Genomic DNA, 22,821 nt, shown 5'->3' with positions numbered 1-22,821 from the left:
CGACATTCCGGTCATTAACGAGGTTCGTTGACAGTGGCCGCGTGGTGTTTGTGAACAGTAGAGTGGGGCGGATAGTGCAACAGCCGCTCGAAAACAACAGTGAATGGTGTGGAAGAAATGGGCAAGCGATATTTGATGAGGCTGGGAAAGACTCCGTTCGAGCCCTACAACGGATTCGATACTCTTGACCGCAACACAATTGGCCGAAATAACGGCAACTTGATCTTCGGCAATGCCGCTCATAAGCTCTTTTCGACCGCTGACGCCATAGTCGACGCAAATCGCTACAAGATCAACAAATCGATGGCGGCAAAGGTCAACGACGAGTACGACGGCTTTATTCTGCCTTTGGCAAACGCTTTCCGTCCGGGGTTCGAGGCTGAACTCACCCGTACAACAGAATTCATCGAAAATCTCAAGATTCCATTCCTCATGCTCTCTGGCGGCGCACAATTGCCTCTGGACGGCAACCCAGCAAGTTTGAAGAAAATTGAACCGACGGTGAGACGGTTTGCGAAGGCGGTGCTGGACAAGTCAAGTGCACTGACAGTGAGGGGCGAACTCACGGCTGAGTATCTGACCTCGCTCGGTTTTAAGGACGTTATCGTGGTTGGGTGCCCGTCGATGACGATGAACGGGCGAGGGCATCGCGTCGAGCAAGCCGACGAGCTCAATCCGGGATCACCAATCGCCTACAACGTGCAGACTAATAATCTGTTCGGAGGCGACCTCGTCGCTGATGCTGAAGACAATTTCGACGCCACCTACATGCCGCAGGACCTCGCCACCTTGGAAATGATGTTGTGGGGGACGACTCCTTACAGTGGTCACGACGAGCGACTGCCGCTCTCACGCAGTCACTCGCAGTTCAGCGGGGCGAAGGCACAGTTTCATCTTGATGCGCCGGTATGGATTAAGCGCATGAGCGAGATGAGCTTCTCCTTCGGCCCGCGTATTCATGGAAATGTAGCTGCCATCCTGGCGGGCACGCCGGGTCTCGTCTTGGCCCATGACGGGCGAACTCTTGAACTGTCGCGCTATCACGGGGTGCCGACTATCGACCTCACGGCTGAAGAATGTCCGAGTACCGTTGCAGAGCTCTATGCGCGAGCCGATTACACCGAGTTCAATCGTGGACACGCCGAACGCTTCGACGTCTTGAGCGATTTCATACACGACAACGGATTCACCCACATTTACGATCCCGGACAAGAAGGCGCATTGGCAGATTACGAGCATCGTGTGTCATCGACAGACTACCCGGACCCACAGGCAAGCCTGTGGCACGATGTGCCACCCGAGTTCGTCCGTATGACCTCGATGCTCCAGAGTCGCTACCTCGCTCTCAAAAAGGCGCAGAAAGCGGCCAAGGCGACAAGTGGTGCAGAACCTTCCGAGAGCAGGCTTCACGAAATCGAAAGTCGTCTGGCCAAGGCAGAAGCCGCGCTTGGGGAAACACAAAGTACGGTGCGATCAGTCCGATCTACTGCAGACCGTGCTGACAGGCGAGTAGACAAGATGATGAAAGTTCCGCTGAGTCTGAAAAAGCTGTTTCGCCGCCAAAGCGGCCAGTGAATGCAGCCGGTACCGCGCGGTGGTCTGATGCGGGGATTTCGACGCGCGTTAGTCGACTTCAAAGCTTGACGGTACAGGGAAACGGTGATTGAGGAAGCGGGCTACTAAGGCATCCACCGACGGCTCTGACTCCTCTCTGAGCGTGGTCTCATTGAGGCAGAACACATCCAAATCGGTGCGACGCGCGACCCGGAGCAGGCGCAGTTCCAAATCATCTTCGTTGAGGTCTACGAACTGATAACCGATCTGCCCTTCGATTGATCGTCCCCGGGCAAAAGCATCGAGGTGGTGGAGGGACGAGGGGATGGACACATCCTCTGGCGAGCGGAACGGTGAAGCTGCAACTCGCGCGAAGAGCTCGGGCTCTTCGGCCTCCATTGTTTCGAGCACGGAACGAAGCTGCGCGTGTGGAGTGTGCTTGAACCGGTGGGTGACTGTGCGGCCGTACTTATCGACGAGGTGCTCTCTTCCTTGTTTGGCTGCGGAGATGATTGGAAGATCCCGAGGGGTCCAGTGGTCGATATCGATGGGCACGATCGATCGAAAATGTTTGGACAGGCCGTTCGCTGTGAAGAACAACTCAGGGTCAGTAGGTCTGAGGAAGAAGCAGTCGTCATTGAGATAGAGATAGTGCTCGGCTAGACCGGGGATATGGTGCAGTTGAGATTCGATGGCGTGCGAGTTGAAGACGGGAAGTGCCCCTGTGTCGGTGAAGATGTCACGGTGATCGACGACGGTGACTTTCGGGTGTTCCTTGTTCAACCACTCAGGAATCTGCTGATCCGTAACAATGAAGATTCGCCGAACCCACGAAGCATAGTATTCGAGTGAGCGAAGTGAGAATCTCAATTCATCGCGCGAGGTGAACCGCGATTCCGAAAGCGACGAAGAAGCGGTGGTCCTTAAATCAAGCCTGTCGCGAAGTGCGGTCATTCGTGCTCGCCACTCCGGGTCGGACCCGTCGACCCACGTATAGACAATGTCGACCGGTTCCTGCAGCTCCCGCAGGTGAGGTGCAGGAAGGGCAAGACGAGAGTGGTTCCTCAGCGCTCTTTCCCAAGTAGCTGGCACCATATAGTCCACGGCCAAGCCGTGATCGGAATTTCGACGGCGCATGGTTCCGGGCAAATGAAGTCCACCATCGGTGCGCTTAACGTTCGAGCTCAGCTCTTGCCACAATTCGATCGACACCGTTTGGTCGGGTGTGCTCAGCACACTTGAATTGGGAGCGACAATTTTTCTCAAGCAGTTGACTCTGGCAACCTTCGATGGTCGTCTCCGGGCGCCTCGGCGACTCATTTTGGCGCCCCGGGCATCATAGATGCTAATGGACCAAATTTCGTCTGCGAGTGGTGAAGTAGTTCGGCTGCTCCCTTCACGTGCATGCGACAAGTTGGCGACTACCGAAGAGAGAAGTCGTGTAAGTTCGCTGGCCTTGACGACCAGGACAGGATTGAAAACACTCGGTCGGGGCAGCTCGACGAATTCGATTTCAGCTGCGCTCATTAGACGACGCACTTCGGCGAGGGAAGCCTCTTGCTCGGCTCGGGCGTCATAGGTTGTTCTTTTACTGGCAGGGTTGCGCCGGTCGCTAGTGCCCACTCGCTGCCAAGCATGTTCACCGTGACGCAATTTTGAGGCCCATGCTTTGCGTTTGGGGGTCAGTTTCTTGACCAAGTGGGAACGTACCGTCGATGGCAGTGACTGCACGGTCGCGGGGCCTCCTCGTATCTGTAGCGCAAGTAGCTCGCTTGGAAAAGCTTCGTCGAGAAGTTTCGCCAACATTTATTGAACAAGAATTATATCGTTCATGTTGTTTTGTTACGCGTCAACGCACCGACGAACCTCAACAACAGCGGCTGTAAAGCAAAACGGGCAGCGCTCCGAAGGTCACGAAAAACTAACAAACCCACCAGTAACTATTGCCAAAATCGCAACAACTGTGCAGAATGTAGTGGTGGTCGAGACGAGCAATGGTGCAGGCAACAGCCAGGAGTCCCTGGTGAGCCGCGTGCGTGATGCGATCAGATCCGCCGGGATCAACCACAGTGAAGTCGCTCGCAACATCGGCATTGAGCCGAGCAAACTCTCCAAGTCTCTGGCCGGAACACGAAACTTCCGGGTCGAGGAGATCTCGCGAATCGCCACCCTGACCAACGTCAGCACGGACTGGCTCAGCACCGGACGATCGGCACAGCCACCTCGGCGACGGACTGTTCCCCACTTCCACCGTGAAGCCGGCGACGGTCCGGCCGGCACCGATGCGCGGCCCGATGCTCGGACCGGGTCTGCGGACGCGACTGCCTCGCTGGATTACGAGGAATCACTCCCGAACCTGGCCAAGGCAGGGGAGTGGATGTCGAAGGGCAAACGCAACCGGCATCGGATCGTCGCGGCAGCCTGGGAACTCTACGCTGACCTGGGCGTCGACAACGTGCGCACCGAGGACGTCGCACAGGCGAGCGGACTGAGCACTTCGGCGGTCAACTACCACTTCCGGTCGAAGCCGCAGCTGCTGCAGGCAACACTGCGCTACACCCTTGACATCCTCTCCGGCATCCGCGGACTCACCGACCCCGATGACCCTTTGACCACTCTGCGCGAATTTGCGCGTGTCCACGCCGGGGTCAATGCCACGATTCGACGCGTATGGTCCATCTGGGTCCAAAGCTGGGCCCGGGCCGCCGTCGATGAGCACGCCAGAGCCACGCTCAACGAGGTGTACGCGGAATGGTTCGAGTTGTTCGCCTCGGTCGTCCTCGCCGGTCAGAAGGCCGGCACCATTCGTGCTGGTGACACCATCCTCATGGCCAAGGGACTGAGCGTCTTCATCGACGGACTCGGAGTTGCACGCAGCACGGGCCAGATGAACATCACTGATGACGAAGCGCTGCAGATGCTCGATGACTATCTCAACGACCACCTCGCGGCCGCAGTGCCTGACCACGGTTCGCCGACACAAGGCAAGCGAGGCACCCGAACTTCTGACCGACCCGTACCGCACCCGCAGGAAGAAGGCACATGATCACACCGAATCGAAGACAAGCGTTGGGGGCTGGGCTGTCGATATCCGCACTCGCCGGCTTGAGCGCCTGCGGGGGCACATCCGTCGGAGCCGCCGATGCCGGAGATCCCGTCAAAGGCGGAAGCCTGCGCGTGGGAGTCACCGGCGGCAACTCCGCGGACACCGTCGATGCCCACATTCCCGTCAACAGCGGCGACGTCTGCCGCGCAGTGAACCTCTACAACGCACTCTACGGGTGGGACGACGACTCCCAAGTCGTGCCGCTGTTGGCCGAGTCCTTCGAATCCAATGCCGACGCCACCGTGTGGACGTGCACACTGAAAGCAGGCATCAAGTTCTCCGACGGCAGTCCGATCACCCCCGATGATGTGATCTTCACCTTCAAGCGGATCACTGACCCCGACGATCCCAAAACAGCGGCCGCGAACTTCTCCATGCTCGACAAAGTTGTCGCCAAGGATGACTGCACCGTGGAGTTCCACCTCAGTGAGGCCAACGGACTGTTCAAAGACGCTGTGGCCGAATACACCGCGGCAATCGTCCCCGAAGGCTACGACCCGGAGAACCCAGTGTGTTCCGGGCCGTTCAAACTCAAGTCCTTCACTCCAGCCCAGTCGACGGTGCTCGTACCTAACGAGCACTACTTCGACTACGACAAGATGTACCTCGACGAGGTGCAGCTGCTGAACTTCAACGACTCAGATGCGCTCATCAACGCGCTCCTTTCAACCCAGGTCGACGCGATCGCGCAGATCCCGGTGGCACTGGTCGAAGTCATCGGCGCCGATGAACGCATGGCCATTCTCAACTCCGAGACCGGTATGTGGCTGCCCTTGACCATGCGCGTGGACAAGGCGCCCTTTGATGACGTCAAGGTGCGTCAGGCCTTCCGTCTCGTCGTCGACCGGGAGCAGATGATCGAACAGGTCCTCTCTGGCTTCGGCACCGTCGGCAATGACATGTTCGGTCCGCTGAGTGAGAACTATCCCGAGTTCCCGCAGCGCAAACAGGACATTCCCAAAGCCAAGAAGCTCCTCGCCGAGGCGGGCTATCCCGATGGTCTCGACGTCGAGTTGGTGACCGCACCGATTCAGTCCGGTGCCGTGGAATCTGCTCAGGTCTTCGCTCAGCAGGCCGCCGAGGCAGGGATTCGGGTCAAGATCCGCAGAGTCGATGCGACGACGTTCTTCGGCGAGGAATACCTGCAGTGGGACTTCGCTCAGGACTTCTGGTACACCCGAGACTTCCTGCCGCAGGTCATCTCCTGCGCCCTCGAAGAGTCACCCTTCAACGAAACCCACTGGGACGAACCGGCCTTCAACAAGATCTTCGACAAGGTCCGCGGCATTCCCGAGGTCGAGAAGCGACGCGACATGGAACACGAACTGCAGAAGATGCTCTACGACGAAGGCGGCTACATCATCTGGGGATTCGCCAACCAGGTCGATGCCTTCCAGAAGTACGTCGGCGGTCTGGTCAAGAACTCCACCGGGCGCCCCCTGGGCGGCTGGCGGTTCGACCGCGTATGGATCGGAAAGGTGTGACATGTTCGGAAAAGTCATCGGACGCAGGCTGATCTTCTCCGCCTTCATCCTCCTCGCAGTCTCCCTCCTCGTCTTCGGCGCCACGCTGCTGCTGCCCGGCGACGCGGCCCGAGCCATCCTCGGCCAGCAGGCCACCCCGGAGCGCATCGCCGCGCTCAATGAGCAGCTGGGTCTCAACCAGCCTGCCTGGCAGCGCTACTTCTCCTGGCTGGGCGGCCTCTTCGTCGGCGATTTCGGCACCTCGACGGCCAGCGGCGGTTCCGTCGCGGAGCTTCTCGGCGACCGAGTCGGAAACTCATTCATCCTCATGGCCGCAGCCGCCATCATCTCGGTACCTCTGGGCATCGGCTTGGGCGTCTACCAGGCATTGCATCGCGGCGGCCGACGTGATCAGGCCATGACGGGCCTCAGCCTCGTCTTCGCAGCCATGCCCGAGTTCGTCATCGGCATCGGCCTCATCGCGATCTTCGCGACCTCGGTCTTCCAGATCCTGCCCGCTGTGACCCTGGCTCCGCCGGGTGAACCCGTGTGGGGCCGACCCGAGCAGCTCATCCTGCCCACCCTGACCCTCATCCTCGTCGTCACTCCCTACATTGTGCGGATGATGCGCGCGACGATGATCGAAGTCCTCGATTCCGGTTTTGTGGAGATGGCCCGGCTCAAGGGCGTTCCCGAGACGCGTGTCATCATGCGCCATGCAGTGCCTCACGCGCTGGGACCAGTTGCACAGGTCGTGGCCATCCAGTTGGCGTGGTTGGCCGGCGGCGTGGTCGTCGTCGAGTTCCTGTTCCGCTATCCGGGGCTGGGCCAAGCGCTCATCGACGCGGTGACCTACCGTGACGTGCAGGTCGTGCAGGCGATCTCCATGCTCGTCGCCGCTGTCTACGTTGTGGTGAACCTGGCGGCCGATGTCGTCGGCATCCTCACCAACCCGAAGCTGAGGAGTGCAGCATGAGCACGAATACGAATAGCCTCGACGACCTCAAATCCGCCGCCGTCGACGGTGGTGAGGTGCCCAAGGAATCACAGACCACCTACACCCCGTTCTTCAAACGCGTGTTGGCGCAGAAACAGGGCAAGATCGGTCTGGTCCTCACCCTCATCGTCCTCCTCCTGGCCTTCTGCGGGCCATTGCTGCTGCCGTGGGCGACCGGCAACACGGCGACCGAATTCGTTGCCAAGCCCTTCAGCCCACATGGGCTCTTCGGGTCAGACAACCTCGGCCGCGATGTGCTCTCCCGGTTCTTCGCCGGTGGACTCACCCTCATCGTGTATTCGGTCCTCGCCACAGCCCTGGGCATGATTCTGGGCGCGATCATCGGCATGCTCGCCGCCTATGTGGGCGGGACCTTCGATGCGATCATCATGCGCCTCAACGATGTCATCCTCGCCGTCCCACAGCTGGTGTTCGCGCTGCTGGCCATCACCGTACTCGGCCCACAAGGTTGGGTGCTGGTGACCGTCATCGGCGTCACCCACGCCCCACGCATCGCCCGCGTGGCACGCTCGGCAACCCTGGGCGTCATCACCGAGGACTACATCCTCGCCGCGGAGATGTATGCGATGCCGCGGTGGAAGGTGCTGCTGCGTGAGCTGCTGCCCAACATCACCGGCCCGCTGAGCGTTGAGGCCGGGCTGCGCCTGACCTACTCGATCGGCTACATCGCGTCCCTGTCATTCCTGGGACTGGGCCTGCAGCCGCCCGCGGCTGACTGGGGCCTGATGATCAACGAGAACCGGATCGCGCTGAGCATCCAACCCTGGGGTGTGCTGCTGCCGGTGATCGCCATCGCGCTGCTCACCATCGGCACCAACCTGCTCGCGGACTCCTTCGCAAGGGCCACCGCATCGACTTCAGTGGAGGCATGATGACCACCCAGACAACCACCGTCCGCCATGATGATGCGAACCTGCCCAACGAGAAGATCGTCCTTCGTGTCACCGATCTGAAGATCGCGACGAACGCCGGCGACGAGATCCTCCACGGAGTGAACTTCGCACTCAGCCGCGGCGAGATCCTCGGCCTCGTGGGGGAGTCAGGATCGGGCAAGACCACAGCGGGCCTGGCCTGCATGGGCCACTTCCGAGAGGGCCTGAAGTTCGCGTCCGGGTCCGTGAGCCTGTGGCCGCGCGGTGATGACACCGCCGTCGAGGTGGTCGAACTCGACGAGGTGGCCGTGCGATCCCTGCGCGGGTCGCGCATCGCCTATATCCCGCAGGACCCTGCGCTCTCATTGAACCCGGCGATGAGAGTGGGGGAGCAGATCCGTGAGGTCCTCGACATCCACGAATTCGGCAACTCCGAGGCCGAACGCATCGAGCGGGTGGCCGCAGTTCTCGTCGATGTCGGACTGCCCGGTGACAAGGCCTACCAGAAGCGGTGGCCGCACCAGCTCTCCGGCGGTCAGCAGCAGCGCATCGGCATCGCCATGGCGTTCGCCATGTACCCCGATGTGCTCATCCTCGACGAGCCCACTACCGGCCTCGACGTCTCCACGCAGGCAGTCGTGCTCGAAACGATCCGGCAGATGACGGTGGCGAACAATGTCGCCGGTCTCTACATCACCCACGACCTCGCGGTGATCAAGGACATCTCCGACAGGGTAGCCGTGATGCTGCGTGGTGATCTCGTCGAAGAGGGCCCGGTGGCGTCCGTGCTCGAGGATCCGCAGCACGCATACACGAAGATGCTCATGTCCGCCGTGCCGGACCTCGCCGGTCGCAAGACCATCGGCGAGGGTGCGGCAGCGGAACCGGAGCCAGAACCCAAGGCCACACACATTCTCGTCTCGGCGGGGACGTCGAAGTCTGAGGACTCGACTGAACCTGCCGACGGTGCAGCCACCTCGGCGACGGCACCGCTGCTGCAGGTCAAGGACGTGGCATTGGCCTACGGGAAGGCGCAGATCCTCGACGGCATCAACCTCACCCTGGAACCCGGCGACTGCACGCTGCTGCTGGGTGAATCCGGATCGGGTAAGACAACGCTGTCACGGTGTGTGGCCGGCCTCAACGATGACTACTCGGGCTCAGTGGCGCTGCGCGGCACTGAGCTGGCGAAGTCGACGCGGAAGCGGACGAACGAGCAGCGGGTCGGCATCCAGTACGTCTTCCAGTCACCGTTCTCCTCCCTCAACCCACGGCGGTCGATCGGTCAGTCACTGACCGTGCCCTTGGAGATGAGCGGTGAGGGCACTGCCGCGACCAGGAAGGCACAAGTCGAAGAGGCCCTGGATTCGGTGCGTCTGGGGCGCAGCTTCTATCACCGGAGGCCGGGCGACCTCTCCGGAGGCGAGCGGCAGAGAGCCGCGATCGCTCGCGCGTTGGTGAACCAGCCTTCGGTGCTCGTCTGTGATGAGATCACCTCGGCACTCGACGTGAGTGTGCAGGCCTCGATCATCGGGCTGCTGCGCACACTGCGGAAGGAACACGAGCTGGCGATGCTGTTCGTGACGCACAATATTGCGCTCTCACGCCATATCGCCGACAACCTCGCCGTGCTCAACAAAGGCACAATCGTCGACTACGGTCCCACCGCCGAGGTGCTGGAGAACCCGAAGCACGAGTACACGCGCACACTGATCTCAGACGTACCGAAGTTCTGAGGGGTTGGTTCTCGCTCTCAGCAGAGTACTCGAATGACAGACAGCTGACGGCCTTGCCCTAGTCAACTAGGGCAAGGCCGTCGATTGCTGCTCTGCTGCGCGCGGTGCTCAGGTGTTGGTCGAATAGACCGTGCGTGAGCTGCCAGAGGACTGGCCGCGATTGCGCTTGCGGGTCTCTGGGCTCGTGCCCCGAGTCTCCGCTGCCCGACGGTTGCCACCGGCGGTGCGAGTGCTGTCACTGCGACGGCCACCACGAGTGCTCTCGTTGCGACGTCCGCCTTGGCCACCCTCGGAAGGACGACCACCGCGGGTGTTCTCGGATGGACGGCCGCCGCGGGTGCTCTGACCACCCTGGCCGCGCTGCCCGCCGCGAGTGTTCTGGCCGCCACGGGTGTTTTCTCCGCCGCGGCTGCTTTGGCCGTTCGAACGTGAGCGGCCTTCCTGGCTTCGACCGCCGGTGCTGCCACCGGACTGGTTGGCGCGACCCGACTCGCCGCCACGGCCGCCTCTGGCCCCGCGACCTCCGCGACGACGCCCGGACGAGCGCTGACCGCCCTGGGGCTGCTCAGCCTTCTGCTTCTCAGCTGCGGCGTCGATGGCGATCTGCGGATCGACATAGTCAGCGGTTTCGCCCACCAGGTCGGTCACTGCGGGGGAGTCCGAGGTGACCTTCTGCGGGGTGACCTTGATGGCGGCCTTGCGCAGGAGCGTCTGTGTGTCTCTGCGCTGCTCGGGAAGCATGATCGTCACGACCTCGCCGGAGCTGCCGGCGCGCGCCGTGCGACCGGAGCGGTGCAGGTACGCCTTGTGCTCGGTCGGGGGATCGACGTGGACCACGAGCTCGACGGAGTCGACGTGCACTCCGCGGGCGGCGACGTCCGTGGCCACGAGGACCTTCACATCGCCTTCGCTGAATGCTGCGAGGTTGCGATCGCGTGCGCCCTGGGACAGGTTGCCGTGCAGATCGACGGCCGGAATCCCCTGCGCGGTGAGCTGCCGGGCGAAGCGCTTCGCACGGTGCTTGGTGCGCGTGAACATGATGCGACGTCCGGTGCCGGAGGCGAGACGGTGAACCAGTTCGTTCTTATTGTCATCGGGGACCTCGAACACGTGGTGCGTCATGTCGGAGACATGCGAGGAAGGATCGTCGACGGAATGGAGCACCTCGTTGTGGAGGAACCGGCGCACCAGCTTGTTCACATCGTTGTCCAGAGTGGCGGAGAAGAACATCCGCTGCCCGTGCTCCGGGGTCTTGCCGAGGATCCGGGTGACGCTGGGCAGGAAGCCCAGGTCGGCCATGTGGTCGGCCTCGTCGAGGACGGTGACCTCGATGTGGTCCAGGGAGACCAGGCCCTGCTGGAGCAGGTCCTCGAGCCGTCCCGGGCAGGCGACGACGATATCGACACCAGCGTTGAGGGCGACTTCCTGGCGCTTCTGCTTCACTCCGCCGAAGATGGTCGTGGTCGTCATGCCGTAGGCCTGCGCCAGCGGATCGACGACGTTCGTGATCTGGGTTGCCAGTTCACGCGTGGGAGCCAGGATGAGGCCCCGAGGAGGGCGACTGCGCTTCGAGCCGGCCGATTTCGCGGCGGCCAGACGCGTCACCATGGGAATGGAGAAGGCGAGAGTCTTACCGGAACCGGTCTTTCCTCGGCCCAGCACATCGCGACCTGCGAGTGTGTCGGGAAGAGTGTCCTGCTGGATGGGGAAGGCGGTGGTCTTGCCTTCGGATGCGAGGTATTCGGTCAATGGGGCAGGGACGCCGAGTTCGGCGAAGGTGACTGAGGACGATGAGTCCTGGTCGGTCGTGTCTGTCCGATTGATGGTGTTCTGTGAGGGAGCTATGAGATGGCCCTTCGACGTGCCGGAAGACGCGCGGGCGCCATCGAATGCTGGCAGAAAGCCGCTCCCGGTCAAGGTGTGAGAACGCCGTTTGGCGCTCCAAGACGCCGAGAGGAAAGGCTTCGTAATCATGCGGCCGGGTGTGATTCACCACCGCAGAGACGAGGCGTCCTGACGACGCAGGGAACCCGTGATCGGGTTCGCAAGTACTACCAGCATACATCGCCGCCTGCCGAGACGACGATTTCTCCTCGTTCGGAGGCCTGCATTCACTTCCTCATTCGGCTTAAAGGTAGTAAGTCTATGAAGTTACTAGACTAATTATGAAGCTGGTTGACGACAGCGCCGCAGGCCGAGCGGCCGAGCACCTAGCGTATGGGAATCGCGGGCACTCAAACTCCGTGCGAAACCGATTGCAGATACCTATTGAAAGGACACCCGCAGCATGGCCATTCCACTTCGCCCATCCGCTTTGTCTCCCGCACATACACAGTCGGCGGCTCTTACGCGCCGCAGATTCGGCTGGGCAGGCGCGCTTGCTGTTGCTGCTCTGACTCTGTCCGCGTGTGGTGGGGGTGCCTCTGGGCAGGGTTCGGTCAACGATCTCAAGGATCAGGCGCTATCTGCTGAGGTTCCAGAGGGTACTGTGCTGCGCATCGCCGATCAGCAGGAACAGCAGCAAGTCGCTCTCAAGTCCTCGGGCGAGCTGGGCAAGCTCGAATTCGATCACGAATTCTCGAACTTCGTCGGAGGGCCCGAGATCCTCGAAGCCTTCCGCGCGGATGCCGTCGATGTAGCTCGGGTCGGGGACACCCCGCCGATCCATGCCTTCGCCTCAGGAGAGGTCGTCCCCATCATTCTGGCGCTCCGCTCGAACCCGGACTCAGTGAGACTCGGTACCGCGCCTCACACCAAGGTGCGTTCCACCTCGCAGCTCAAGGGAGCCAAAATCGCCTATGCCGAGGGGACCGCTCAGGGATCAATCGTCCTCAAGCTTCTCAAGCGAGAGGGGCTGAGCACCGACGACGTCGAGCTCGTCCGCCTCGAGCTCGCAGAGTTCAGTGAAGCGCTGCAGTCTGATGAAGTCGATATCGCTCCGCTGACCGGTGCCAGGCTGGCACGCTACCTCGACGGATTCGAGGCCAAAGGCGGCGGCTATCTCCCGGACAAGGAGACATCGGGTCTTGGCACTGGGCTCAACTACATCTACGCGCGAAAAGAGGCTCTGGAGGATCCGGCGAAGGCGGCGGCACTGCGCGCCTACGTCAAACACACGATCAAGGCCAACGAATGGGTGAATAACCACACCGATCAGTGGGTCAAGGACTACTTCGTCGAGAACCAGGGCGTGAGCGCGGACGACGGATACTTCATCCGCAAACAGGAGGGAACGACTGTGTTCCCCACCCTCGACAAGGTCATCGACGACCAGCAGAACACGATCGACGTCGCCTTCGACGCCGGAGAGCTGCCGGTTGAGGTCGACGCCAACGAGATGTATGACCAGCGCTTCAATGACGTCATCGACAAGACGGTCGACGAGATCGGCGCCCATCACGACAGAGAGGACCTCGACGAATGAGCACCGACATCACAGCGGTCGATGCACCGACGCAGCCAGATAACGGTCATGACACCTTTCGACTTGCGCCAGGGCAGCACAGTGTCAGCTCAGAGAGCGCACCCTCGCCCGACGCTGCGGTCGCCTGGTGGCGGCGAATCTCCGTGCGGCGAATCTCATTGGGCATCGTCGTCCTTCTCGCCGCTTGGATCATCGGGTCAGCAACAGGATTCATCGATCCGCAGGTGCTGCCCGCCCCCTGGACGGCAGTCGTCACCGGCATCTCCCTGATCGAGAACGGTCGCCTGACCTCAAACCTGCTGACCTCGGTCCAACGAGCAGGAATCGGCCTCGGCCTCGGCATCGTCATTGCGGTGGCCCTGGCGCTCGTCTCCGGGCTGTCCCGCCTCGGCGAAAGCCTCATCGACGGGCCGATGAACGTCAAGCGTGCTGTGCCGACCTTGGCCTTCATTCCCTTGGCAATCGTGTGGCTGGGCATCGGCGAGGGCATGAAGGTCACCCTCATCGTCTTCTCGGTCATGGTGCCGATCTACATCAACACCCATGCCGCCCTGCGCGGCCTCGACGGACGCTACAAAGAGCTGGCGCTCACCCTCGACCTCTCACACCGCGACTTCATTGCTCGGGTCGCGCTCCCCGGAGCCCTGCCTGGCTTCTTCACCGGTCTGCGTCTTGCTGTGACGAGTGCGTGGACTTCGCTGGTCGTCGTCGAGCAGATCAACGCAACATCGGGCATCGGATTCCTCATGAACCAGGCACGCCTGTACGGGCAGATCGACATCATCGTGGTCGGACTCGTCGTCTACGCCATCCTCGGCGTGGGCAGCGACCTGCTGGTCCGCATCGCAGAAAGGAGGGCGCTGACATGGCGCCAGACACTCTGACATCGACAACACCTGCTCCCGGAGCTGAACAACGGGCAGAGGGCATCGCCGAGGTGGATCGCCCCCTCGTCCGCGTCCGTGATCTGACCCGCAGATTCGGTTCCCGCACCGTCCTCGACTCGATCGACGTTGACATCGCCGCAGGTGAATTCGTCGCACTGTTGGGCCGCAGCGGCTCGGGAAAGTCCACCCTGCTGCGTGCCCTTGCCGGGCTCGACAAAGAGGTAGGGGGACAGGTCGATGTTCCTGCATCCAGATCAGTCGCGTTCCAAGACTCCCGGCTTCTGCCCTGGCAGAGAGTTCTGCCGAACGTCACTTTGGGACTCCGCGGTGATCGACCGGTCGAACGAGCGAGCGCGGCATTGGCCGAGGTGGGACTGTCCGGTCGGGAGAAGTCCTGGCCCAAAGAACTCTCCGGCGGAGAGCAGCAGCGGGTCTCGCTGGCCCGCGCTCTCGTCCGCGAACCCGAACTGCTGCTGGCCGACGAGCCCTTCGGCGCTCTCGATGCTCTGACCAAGACCAAGATGCACGGTCTGCTCCACGAGCTGCTGTCGACGCATCGACCCGCTGTGCTGCTCGTCACCCACGATATCGACGAGGCACTGCTGCTGGCTGATCGGATCCTCGTGCTCGACACGGGCCGGATCTCCCACGATGTCCGCGTTCCGGCCGCGCATCCACGCTCATTGTTCGACCCGGAGGTTACGGAGCTGCGCCGAACTCTGCTCCAGGCTCTCGGCGTCGACGCTTCGGTCTGACTCCGCAGAAGCTCCCCCTTCCAATCGAAAGGAACGACCACCATGACGACGAGGACACTGCACCTCAACGCTTTCCTCATGACCACAGGCCACCATGAAGCCTCGTGGCGTCTGCCCGAAAGCGACCCGCAGGCCGGAACGGACATCGACCACTACATCCACCTCGCACAGACCGCAGAGCGTGGAGGATTCGACTCCATCTTCTTCGCCGACGGGCCCAGTCTGCGCGCTGAAGTCGGCAGACGGCCGGCCGGAAATCTTGAACCGCTGACTCTGCTCAGCGCACTGGCGATTGCCACGAAGCGCATCGGACTCATCGCCACAGCATCCACGAGCTACAACAGCCCCTACAACCTTGCGCGGCGCTTCTCCTCCATCGACCACATCAGCAAGGGGCGGGTCGGCTGGAACATCGTCACCACGGCAGGGAACGACGCGGCCCGAAATTTCGGACTCGACGAGCGACCAGCACATCAGACCCGGTACGAGAGGGCAGAGGAGTTCCTCGACGTCGTTCAGGGGCTGTGGCAGTCCTGGGACGACGATGCTGTCATCGCCGATAAAGAGTCAGGGGTCTGGGGCGAGGATTCGAAGGTCAATGCGATCGATCACGACGGTCGATTCTTCACAGTTGCGGGACCGCTCAACATTCCGCGCTCACCCCAGGTGTATCCGCTCCTTGTGCAGGCCGGTTCTTCTGAGAGTGGCAAAGAGCTTGCGGCCAAATTCGCCGAGGCGGTCTTCACTGCTCATCAGCGGCTCGATGATGCAGTCGCCTTCTACGGCGACGTCAAAAGCCGTGCGATCAAGCACGGCCGCAATCCTGCGCACGTGAAGATCCTGCCCGGCATCGTTCCCATCATCGGAGCCACCGAGGCCGAGGCTCGGGCTAAGGACGAAGAGCTCGACCGCCTCATTCGGCCGGAGTTCGCCCTCGCCCAGCTTGCTCAGACTCTGCGTGTCACCCCAGACGAATTGTCCCTTGACAGCCAGCTGCCTGACGATCTGCCCGACGAGGATGAGATCGAGGGTGCCAAGTCCCGATACACGCTCATCGTGGACCTCGCACGGCGGGAAGAGCTGACAGTGCGGCAACTCATCGCTCGCCTCGGCGGGGGACGGGGACATCGCACCGTGGTTGGAACACCGGAGCAGATCGCCGACGCGATTGAGGAGTGGTTCGTGGCTGATGCTGCCGACGGATTCAACATCATGCCACCAGCACTCCCCAGTGGACTGGAGGAGTTCGTTGACACGGTGATTCCGATACTGCAGGATCGCGGGCTGTTCCGCCGCGGCTATGAGTCCGAGACTCTGCGCGGCCACTATGGTCTGCCGCTTCCTGGACCCGCTGTGCGGGCAGGCATTGCGAGACCGAACGCGGTTGGCGAGGTGGCCTGAGTATGACGGAGAACACCTACCTCTGGTACATCCCGAATCAGGCTCGTCCTGGCCACCGCGGAGACATTGTCCGCGAGGACCACAACTCGCTCGATACCCTGACCGAGCAAGCGCGGGCCGTCGAACGCTGGGGCTGGGACGGGGCGCTTCTGGGAACTGGCTGGACTCGGCCGGATACGTTCACCGTCGGTACGGCGCTGGCAGCGCGAACCACACGATTTCAGCCTCTGATCGCCGCGCGTCCCGGCTATTGGCATCCCGCGAACTTCGCAGCTGCAGCAGCCACGCTCGATCATCTGAGCTCGGGACGGACGCTGATCAACATCGTCACGGGAGTCGATTCTCCTGCCGCATACGGCGACACCGTCACAGACCGGGCGAGCCGATACGAACGTACCAGGGAGTTCCTCCACGTGCTTCGGCGTCTTTGGACGGAGGAGTCGGTCACCCATTCTGGGCAGTACTACTCTCTGACTGACGCGCGGCTGGGTGCGCGACCTGTCAGCGCGGAAGGCAGAGATCACCCCACCCTCTATTTCGGCGGTGCCTCGAACGAGGCAGAGCGGGTGGCGGCTGCCGAAGCTGACGTTCAGCTCTTCTGGGGAGAGACCTACCAAGCGATCGAAGAGCGGATCGCCCGGCTGGTCGCGCTCAGCGCGGAGGTGGGCCGTGAGCATGCGCCGTTGGAATTCGGGCTGAGGGTGACAGTCGTGGTCAGAGAGACCTCCGGGGAGGCGTGGTCGGTGGCGCGATCACGGGTGGCCAAAATGCAGGAGGAGGAGATCGCCGAAACGTGGAAGGAGGATCACAGCCGATCGGTCGGTCAGCGCAGATTGGTGGCGTTGGGGGAGGAATCCGAGGTTCTCGACGATGTCCTCTACACCGCGCCGGGACAGCTCGGCGGGCAAGGTGCAGGCACGACCTGGCTGGTCGGCTCCTACCGTGAGGTCGCCGATGCCCTTGAGCGATATCGTCTCCTGGGAGTCAGTCACTTCATCCTTTCGGATACTCCGTACCTGCAGGAAGTGGAGAACATCGGGCGCAATCTGCTGCCGCTGCTCAAACGGCACTGACGTTGGTCGCCCTCTCCCGCCTGTCTCAGTTCCCGACTCCCACTACGACCCAGCTGACCTTGTCGTATAATCTTTCCGAGGTCCACGCCCGGGAGGGCGATACACAATCGAACAGTGGGGTTTTCAGTGATTATTCTGGGCGTAGCCCTGTTATCGGGCAGCCTGCTGATCGGGACATGGATCGGCACGATCCTGGGTGATCTGCTCGGAGTTGATGCGAATGTCGGCGGCGTGGGCATCGCGATGCTTCTGCTCATCCTGTCCACAAACCTCCTTGCCCGCAAAGGCCGGCTCAAGCCGGAGACGTCCTCGGGGATCTCGTTCTGGTCCGGGATGTACATTCCCATCGTCGTGGCGATGGCCGCGACCCAGAACGTCGTCGGTGCCGTGACAGCAGGACCCGTCGCCCTCGTGGCCGGCATCGCCGCGGTGATCGCAAGCTTCGCCCTCGTGCCGGTGCTCGCCCGGGTGAAGACGCCGGGCATCGACGAACCCGTCGAAGAATTCGCCGAAGTGAAGTGATGGATTCCCTGCTCACCACGCTGAAGGACAACGACCTCGTCGTCGCCTTCGCCCTCGTCGGACTCGTCATGGCCGTGGCCATCCTCATCACCAAGGTGCTCACCCGTGGGAAGTTCCAGGCATCCGCGATCGCCATCATCTTGGGCCTTGTCCTCGCCTACATCGGTGGTGTCGCCACCGGTGGCGAGAACGGTCTGGCCGACCTCAGTCTCTTCTCCGGGGTCGGACTCGTGGGCGGCGGCATGCTCATCAACTTAGCGATCGTGGCCACCGGCTTCGGCGCCAGCTTCGATGAGATGAAGAAGTCGGGCATGGGCGGCATCATCGCGCTGGTGCTCGGCGTTGTCCTGTCCTTCGTCATCGGTGCCGTGATCGCATGGTTCTTCGGCTACCGCGACCCCGTTGACCTGACGACCATCGGTGCCGGCACAGCCACCTACATCGTGGGACCCGTCACCGGTGCAGCGCTGGGAGCCGGCAGTGGAGTGATTGCCCTCAGCGTCGGCGCGGGACTGGTGAAATCGGTTCTGACCATGGTCGCCACACCCTTCGTAGCCAAGTACATCGGCCTGAACAATCCGCATTCAGCCATTGTCTTCGGAGGTCTGCTCGGGACCACCAGCGGAGTCACCGCCGGGCTGGCCGCCACCGACAAACGACTGGTGCCCTACGGGGCAATGACCTCAACGTTCTACACCGGACTCGGCCTGCTCATGGCACCTTCGGTGCTGTTCTTCGCCGTCAGGGCGCTCGTCGGCTGAGCTAACCAAGGACGTTGTAGTTTCTATGCCGTGATTTGGAGGGACGAGAGCAAGCCGGAAGAGCTGAAATTGTCGAATAGTATGGGCCAATAACGAGCATTGCATGCGACGATCAATGTCGCGATTGATTCTGCGAGGAGACCAGACGGTTTTTCATGCTTATTCCGCAACCAAATCTACGCCACCAGGACGTTATCCTCACCCTCTTCGGCATGTATGGTCGACCGCCTCACGTCGCAATTCCTGTTGCTTCGCTGGTGACTCTCATGGGTGATCTCGGATTCGACTCGCCAGGGGTGCGATCGGCCATCTCTCGTCTCAAGCGCAAGGGAATTCTCGCCTCGTTTCGAGATGGAGGAGTGGCCTCCTATGTGTTGGATCCGTCGATGTCCGAAACGATCTCGGATGGCGACGAGAGGATCTTTTCCGAAAAGCGCCCCGATAGTGGCGGCTACTGGGCACTTGTCACATTCTCTGTTCCCGAGTCTCAGCGTTCGCTTCGTCACCAAATTCGAGCCACTCTGACCGGTCTGGGATTCGGGAACGTCGGACAGGGCCTCTGGATCGCTCCGGCTGCCAACCTCCACGAAGCTCAAATAGTCCTCGACCGAAAGGGCTTGGGCAGATACGTGGAATACTTTTCCGGGCAATATATGGGTGAGGAGAAAATCGCAGAAAAGGTCGGCCAGTGGTGGGACCTCGACGAACTCAACTCGTACTTCGACGAGTTTCTCTCCTTCTACGAGACTATCGCTGAACAATGGCGGACTCGTTCAGTAACGAAATCATTAGAGGCTGCACAAATCGCTCAAGAGGCATTCCGTATCTATGTGCCGATGCTTACGATGTGGCGACGGCTACCCTATTTAGTTCCGCCGCTGCCTGTCGACGTTGTACTCACTGAGTGGAACGGCCCTCGCGTGAGAGCTATCTTCCACGAGGTCCATCACATGCTTTCGGCCCAGGCTGGCGAATACGTTGACAACGTCTTCGCCGGCGGACGTCGGGAGTGAATAACCTGCTTTAAAGCGATTTAATCACTATTCAGTCAGCATAGAGAGCAGAAAGGTGGTCGTACAGACGATGTCTGTACGACCACCTTTCTGCTTATTTGCACTTGCGGCGGTGAAAGTCGAATCTAAGTCTAGCTCTCTCCGCTGGTCCGCCTACGCGCGTGAGGGCGGAACGACCGCGACTCCCTGGATCTCGATTAGTGCTTCCTTCTGCCAGAGCCTACTCACTCCGATTCCTGCCAGAGCTGGGTAGTCCGAACCTGCCATCTCGCGCCAGGCCTTCCCGATCTCCCGACCGTTTTCCATATAGTCGTCGACGTCAGTGAGGTAAATCGTCACGCTCACCAGATCACGAGGCTCGCCACCAGCCTCAGCGAGAGTGGCGAGTACATTGCCGAATGCTTGACGGAACTGTTCGACGATTCCGCCCGAAACGATATTCATATTGATGTCTAGAGCAGTCTGACCGCCGAGGTGAACGGTGTCACCCGCTCTGACGCCGTGCGCGTAACCCCGGGGCTTGGGCAGTGCTTCAGGGTTGACTACCTGATGCTCAGTGGGCAGGTGCTCAATTGTGTTCTGCTGCGAACTCATGCTTCCTCCGTTGGCTCGTTGCTTTCCTACATTCACTGCTCGAACGGCGAGTGAGTGCCGACATCGGTCGACTGGACTCGGATCCGAATCCCTGCACAGGGTGTTGTGACGCTCGCCATATGTGCTACATTCACTTTACATGACGAACGTCAGAAAGAAAGGATATATTATTCCCTCGGGCGATACGGGCTCGGCAGTGAATATGACGACGCTCAATACACAAGGATGTGAACAGAGATGAAGATTGCGACCCTGCGAATGGGGGAGGTTACCCAAGCCGCTGTCGCGGCGGCTGACGGGTGGGCACTTCTGCCGTTCGGTGACGTCGCCGAACTGCTGCGATCGCAAAATTGGCAAGAAATGGCCGAAACGGCAATGTCATCTAGCCCGACTTTTGGTGCTTCGGACGTCGTGGAGTTCGCGTCTGCGCTGACCACTTCGAACAAGGTCATTTGCTGCGGGCTCAACTATGGTGACCACATCACTGAGATGGGAAGAGATCTGCCAGAACATCCGACGTTGTTCGCAAAGTATGCTGACACACTCACTGGCCCGAACAGTGAGATCAACGTCAAAAACAGTCGGGCAGTTGACTGGGAAGCCGAGCTTGCAGTGATTGTCGGCGATTATGTCTCAGACGCAGATGTGAAGACGGCTGCGGCAGCCATCGCGGGATATGCAGTGTCGAACGATGTGTCGATGCGTGACTGGCAGAAGCGCACTCTGCAGTGGTTTCAAGGAAAGAACTTCGCAGCGAGCACTCCAGTCGGTCCGTGGATTACCACAGCAGACGAATTTGACGACGATCCGACCTTCACAGTTGAAGGCTGGGTCAACGACGTACGAGTGCAATTTGGCGATACATCGACGTTGGTCTTTCCACCGGCCGAGCTCATCTCCTACATCAGCCGCTTCACTCCGTTGACACCCGGGGACGTAGTGCTCACCGGCACTCCTGGGGGAGTGGGTTCGGGAATGACCCCACCGCGATTCCTCGCCGACGGCGATGTCATCAGCACGAGGATCGAAGGGTTGGGCATCTTGAAAAACGCAGTGTCTATTGCAAGCACCTGAACTCAAAGTCTGAAGCTCAACGCTATGAAGACCGCAGTACGTCCAAGCAGAAATTCGATCATCGATGACGCTGATCACCGGTGAAGAACCCGAAAGGAAGAACATCATGACAAATTCCACCGCGGCGGAAATTGATAACTCGAAATATGCAGACGACGCAGGCCAAGTCGTGCCGGTCGTGACCCGCAACGGGGAGGAAGACCGAAACACGACACAGTCCGGCGACTGCATTCGCGTGTCCGGCGTCTCTCCCCAACACACGCCGGCGACTCGGATCTGGTTCGGCGAAGTTTCGAATGAACCCGGTTATCGGTCTGTGCCTCACCATCACGGTGAAGCCGAGACGGGCGGACGTGTCCTCAGGGGGCGCGGCCGCATCTACTTCGGTGAGAAATATCAGGATTACCTGGACATGGAAGAAGGTGACTGGGTCTTCGTTCCGCCGTACATGCCGCACGTTGAGGCCAACATGTCGACAACCGAGGAGCTCGTCTGGATCACCGCACGCACACCGGAGAACATCGTCGTCAATCTCGACGAAGTCCCCGATGAGCAGCTCCCCGGCTACCGCCGGGCCTGAGCGATCGACGACCAGACAAAGAAAGAGACGTGACATGACGACCCAGATTCTTGCTCCACAGACTTCGCAGACGTTCCTTGATGCGGTCGACCTGGTGCCAGTCGACGCGCCGACCGGGGCAGATTTGAAGAGCTTCGAAGCGATTCCGCAGTACGCACCGTGGCCGAAGGCCTACGGCGGTGACATGGTTGCTCAAGCGACTGCAGCGATGATCGCGACGATGGTCGACGAGAAGGTCATCCACTCCACGCATTCGACATTCATGCGACCTGTGAACATGCTCGAACCCGTTCGTTATGACGTCGAGATTCTGCGCGACGGACGAAACTTCGCGACGCGGCACGTTCGTGGTATTCAGAACGGAAAGACCACGTTCATTTCGACCGGGTCGTTCCAAGCGCCAACGCTTGGTGCAGAATACTCAATGCCCGCTGGTGATGACTTGCATGTCGATCCCGATTCCCTTTCCTCGGCTGCAGAAGTTTTGGAAGGTGTCGAGACCGACGCCGCCCGTTACTGGGCGAACGGTCGAAGCTTCGATATGCGGCATATCCCGGGGCCCATTTACCTCGAGCACAATAGTGACGGCAAGGCGCAGGAATCGTCATCACACCAGGGTGTGTGGGTGCGGGCCTTCACCTCACTGACAGCCGGGGGACCTGACCGTGAAGTTGCAAACCTGCATCGCATCGGTCTGACCTACGTCTGTGACTATACGATTCTCGAACCGTTGCTGCGGACACAAGGACTGACCTGGTCGAGCCCAGGCCTGGTCACAGCCAGCCTCGATCACGCGATGTGGTTCCATCGGCAAGCTCCCATGGATGACTGGCTCTTGTACTCCCAGGATGCTGAATCTATGCAGTCAGGGCGAGGGCTGTCTCTGGGCCGATTTTTCACACGTCAAGGTGAACTCATCGCCACTGTTGCCCAAGAAGGAATGATCGCCCCCGGCGCTCACGCCTGAGGCCAGACTCCCAGGAGCCTG

At 60.8% G+C, this 22,821-nt stretch carries 20 protein-coding genes; 17 read left to right on the top strand and 3 right to left on the bottom strand.

Going from position 1 to position 22,821, the window contains the following annotated elements:
• Nucleotides 1-117 precede the first annotated feature (117 nt).
• Nucleotides 118-1,575, top strand: a complete 1,458-nt coding sequence (locus tag LQ788_RS15560; protein WP_231447459.1) for a polysaccharide pyruvyl transferase family protein — start codon at nt 118-120, stop codon at nt 1,573-1,575.
• Nucleotides 1,576-1,623: 48 nt separating this feature from the next.
• Here the strand turns inward: LQ788_RS15560 and LQ788_RS15555 are convergent, their stop codons facing one another.
• A complete protein-coding gene (locus LQ788_RS15555) occupies nt 1,624-2,820 on the bottom strand; it encodes a stealth family protein (protein WP_231442497.1) in 1,197 nt (398 codons plus the stop codon).
• 712 nt (nt 2,821-3,532) lie between these two features.
• Between LQ788_RS15555 and LQ788_RS15550 the strand changes: the two genes are divergently transcribed.
• Genes LQ788_RS15550 through LQ788_RS15530 form a run of 5 tightly spaced genes read left to right on the top strand, consistent with a single transcriptional unit; the run spans nt 3,533 to nt 9,749 of the window.
• Nucleotides 3,533-4,600, top strand: coding sequence for a TetR family transcriptional regulator C-terminal domain-containing protein (locus LQ788_RS15550; protein ID WP_231442494.1), 1,068 nt, complete (start codon nt 3,533-3,535; stop codon nt 4,598-4,600).
• On the top strand, nt 4,597-6,144 hold the full coding sequence (locus tag LQ788_RS15545; protein ID WP_231442492.1) for an ABC transporter substrate-binding protein: 1,548 nt from the start codon (nt 4,597-4,599) through the stop codon (nt 6,142-6,144). The genes LQ788_RS15550 and LQ788_RS15545 overlap by 4 nt, the downstream gene beginning before the upstream one ends.
• Before the next feature lies 1 nt (nt 6,145).
• Entirely contained in the window at nt 6,146-7,099 is a 954-nt protein-coding gene (locus LQ788_RS15540) for an ABC transporter permease (protein ID WP_231442490.1), read from the top strand.
• Nucleotides 7,096-8,013 (top strand): ABC transporter permease, encoded by a 918-nt coding sequence (locus tag LQ788_RS15535; RefSeq protein WP_231442488.1) that lies wholly within the window; start codon nt 7,096-7,098, stop codon nt 8,011-8,013. Before LQ788_RS15540 ends, LQ788_RS15535 begins: the two co-directional genes overlap by 4 nt.
• Nucleotides 8,013-9,749, top strand: a complete 1,737-nt coding sequence (locus LQ788_RS15530; protein WP_394801341.1) for an ABC transporter ATP-binding protein — start codon at nt 8,013-8,015, stop codon at nt 9,747-9,749. The genes LQ788_RS15535 and LQ788_RS15530 overlap by 1 nt, the downstream gene beginning before the upstream one ends.
• A 108-nt stretch (nt 9,750-9,857) precedes the next feature.
• Here LQ788_RS15530 and LQ788_RS15525 read toward each other — a convergent pair whose 3' ends face one another.
• Nucleotides 9,858-11,723 (bottom strand): DEAD/DEAH box helicase, encoded by a 1,866-nt coding sequence (locus tag LQ788_RS15525; RefSeq protein ID WP_231442484.1) that lies wholly within the window; start codon nt 11,721-11,723, stop codon nt 9,858-9,860.
• 313 nt (nt 11,724-12,036) lie between these two features.
• On the opposite strand from LQ788_RS15525, the gene LQ788_RS15520 reads away from it, so the two are divergent.
• From LQ788_RS15520 to LQ788_RS15485, 8 genes are all read left to right on the top strand, one after another.
• Nucleotides 12,037-13,173, top strand: coding sequence for an ABC transporter substrate-binding protein (locus LQ788_RS15520; RefSeq protein ID WP_231442482.1), 1,137 nt, complete (start codon nt 12,037-12,039; stop codon nt 13,171-13,173).
• A complete protein-coding gene (locus LQ788_RS15515; RefSeq protein ID WP_231442480.1) occupies nt 13,170-14,057 on the top strand; it encodes an ABC transporter permease in 888 nt (295 codons plus the stop codon). The genes LQ788_RS15520 and LQ788_RS15515 overlap by 4 nt, the downstream gene beginning before the upstream one ends.
• The gene (locus LQ788_RS15510) at nt 14,039-14,815 is read left to right on the top strand and encodes an ABC transporter ATP-binding protein (RefSeq protein WP_231442478.1); all 777 of its coding nucleotides are present in this window, start codon (nt 14,039-14,041) and stop codon (nt 14,813-14,815) included. The genes LQ788_RS15515 and LQ788_RS15510 overlap by 19 nt, the downstream gene beginning before the upstream one ends.
• Nucleotides 14,816-14,857: 42 nt before the next feature.
• Nucleotides 14,858-16,216, top strand: a complete 1,359-nt coding sequence (locus tag LQ788_RS15505) for an LLM class flavin-dependent oxidoreductase (RefSeq protein WP_231442475.1) — start codon at nt 14,858-14,860, stop codon at nt 16,214-16,216.
• Between the two features lie 2 nt (nt 16,217-16,218).
• Entirely contained in the window at nt 16,219-17,289 is a 1,071-nt protein-coding gene (locus LQ788_RS15500; RefSeq protein ID WP_231442473.1) for an LLM class flavin-dependent oxidoreductase, read from the top strand.
• Between the two features lie 114 nt (nt 17,290-17,403).
• Nucleotides 17,404-17,811, top strand: a complete 408-nt coding sequence (madL, locus tag LQ788_RS15495) for a malonate transporter subunit MadL (protein ID WP_231442471.1) — start codon at nt 17,404-17,406, stop codon at nt 17,809-17,811.
• The gene (madM, locus tag LQ788_RS15490; RefSeq protein WP_231442469.1) at nt 17,811-18,572 is read left to right on the top strand and encodes a malonate transporter subunit MadM; all 762 of its coding nucleotides are present in this window, start codon (nt 17,811-17,813) and stop codon (nt 18,570-18,572) included. The genes madL and madM overlap by 1 nt, the downstream gene beginning before the upstream one ends.
• Before the next feature lie 155 nt (nt 18,573-18,727).
• A complete protein-coding gene (locus LQ788_RS15485) occupies nt 18,728-19,585 on the top strand; it encodes a PaaX family transcriptional regulator (protein WP_231442467.1) in 858 nt (285 codons plus the stop codon).
• A gap of 153 nt (nt 19,586-19,738) precedes the next feature.
• Here the strand turns inward: LQ788_RS15485 and LQ788_RS15480 are convergent, their stop codons facing one another.
• Nucleotides 19,739-20,179 (bottom strand): RidA family protein, encoded by a 441-nt coding sequence (locus LQ788_RS15480; protein WP_231442465.1) that lies wholly within the window; start codon nt 20,177-20,179, stop codon nt 19,739-19,741.
• A gap of 237 nt (nt 20,180-20,416) precedes the next feature.
• Here LQ788_RS15480 and LQ788_RS15475 point away from each other — a divergent pair, with 237 nt between their 5' ends.
• The 3 genes from LQ788_RS15475 to LQ788_RS15465 all read left to right on the top strand — a co-directional run bounded on the left by LQ788_RS15475 (nt 20,417) and on the right by LQ788_RS15465 (nt 22,800).
• Nucleotides 20,417-21,253: a fumarylacetoacetate hydrolase family protein gene (locus tag LQ788_RS15475; protein ID WP_231442463.1), complete on the top strand. Its 837-nt coding sequence runs from the start codon at nt 20,417-20,419 to the stop codon at nt 21,251-21,253.
• Between the two features lie 106 nt (nt 21,254-21,359).
• Nucleotides 21,360-21,833 carry a cupin domain-containing protein gene (locus LQ788_RS15470; protein WP_231442461.1) on the top strand — a complete coding sequence of 158 codons (474 nt, stop codon included), beginning with the start codon at nt 21,360-21,362 and terminating at the stop codon, nt 21,831-21,833.
• 34 nt (nt 21,834-21,867) lie between these two features.
• Entirely contained in the window at nt 21,868-22,800 is a 933-nt protein-coding gene (locus LQ788_RS15465) for an acyl-CoA thioesterase (protein WP_231442460.1), read from the top strand.
• Nucleotides 22,801-22,821: the final 21 nt, after the last annotated feature.

Origin of the sequence: Brevibacterium zhoupengii (assembly GCF_021117425.1) — a bacterium.
GTDB classification, from domain to species: Bacteria; Actinomycetota; Actinomycetes; order Actinomycetales; family Brevibacteriaceae; genus Brevibacterium; species Brevibacterium zhoupengii.
The sequence above is the reverse complement of the archived record's forward strand: the minus strand, read 5'-3'. Positions and strand labels throughout refer to the sequence as shown.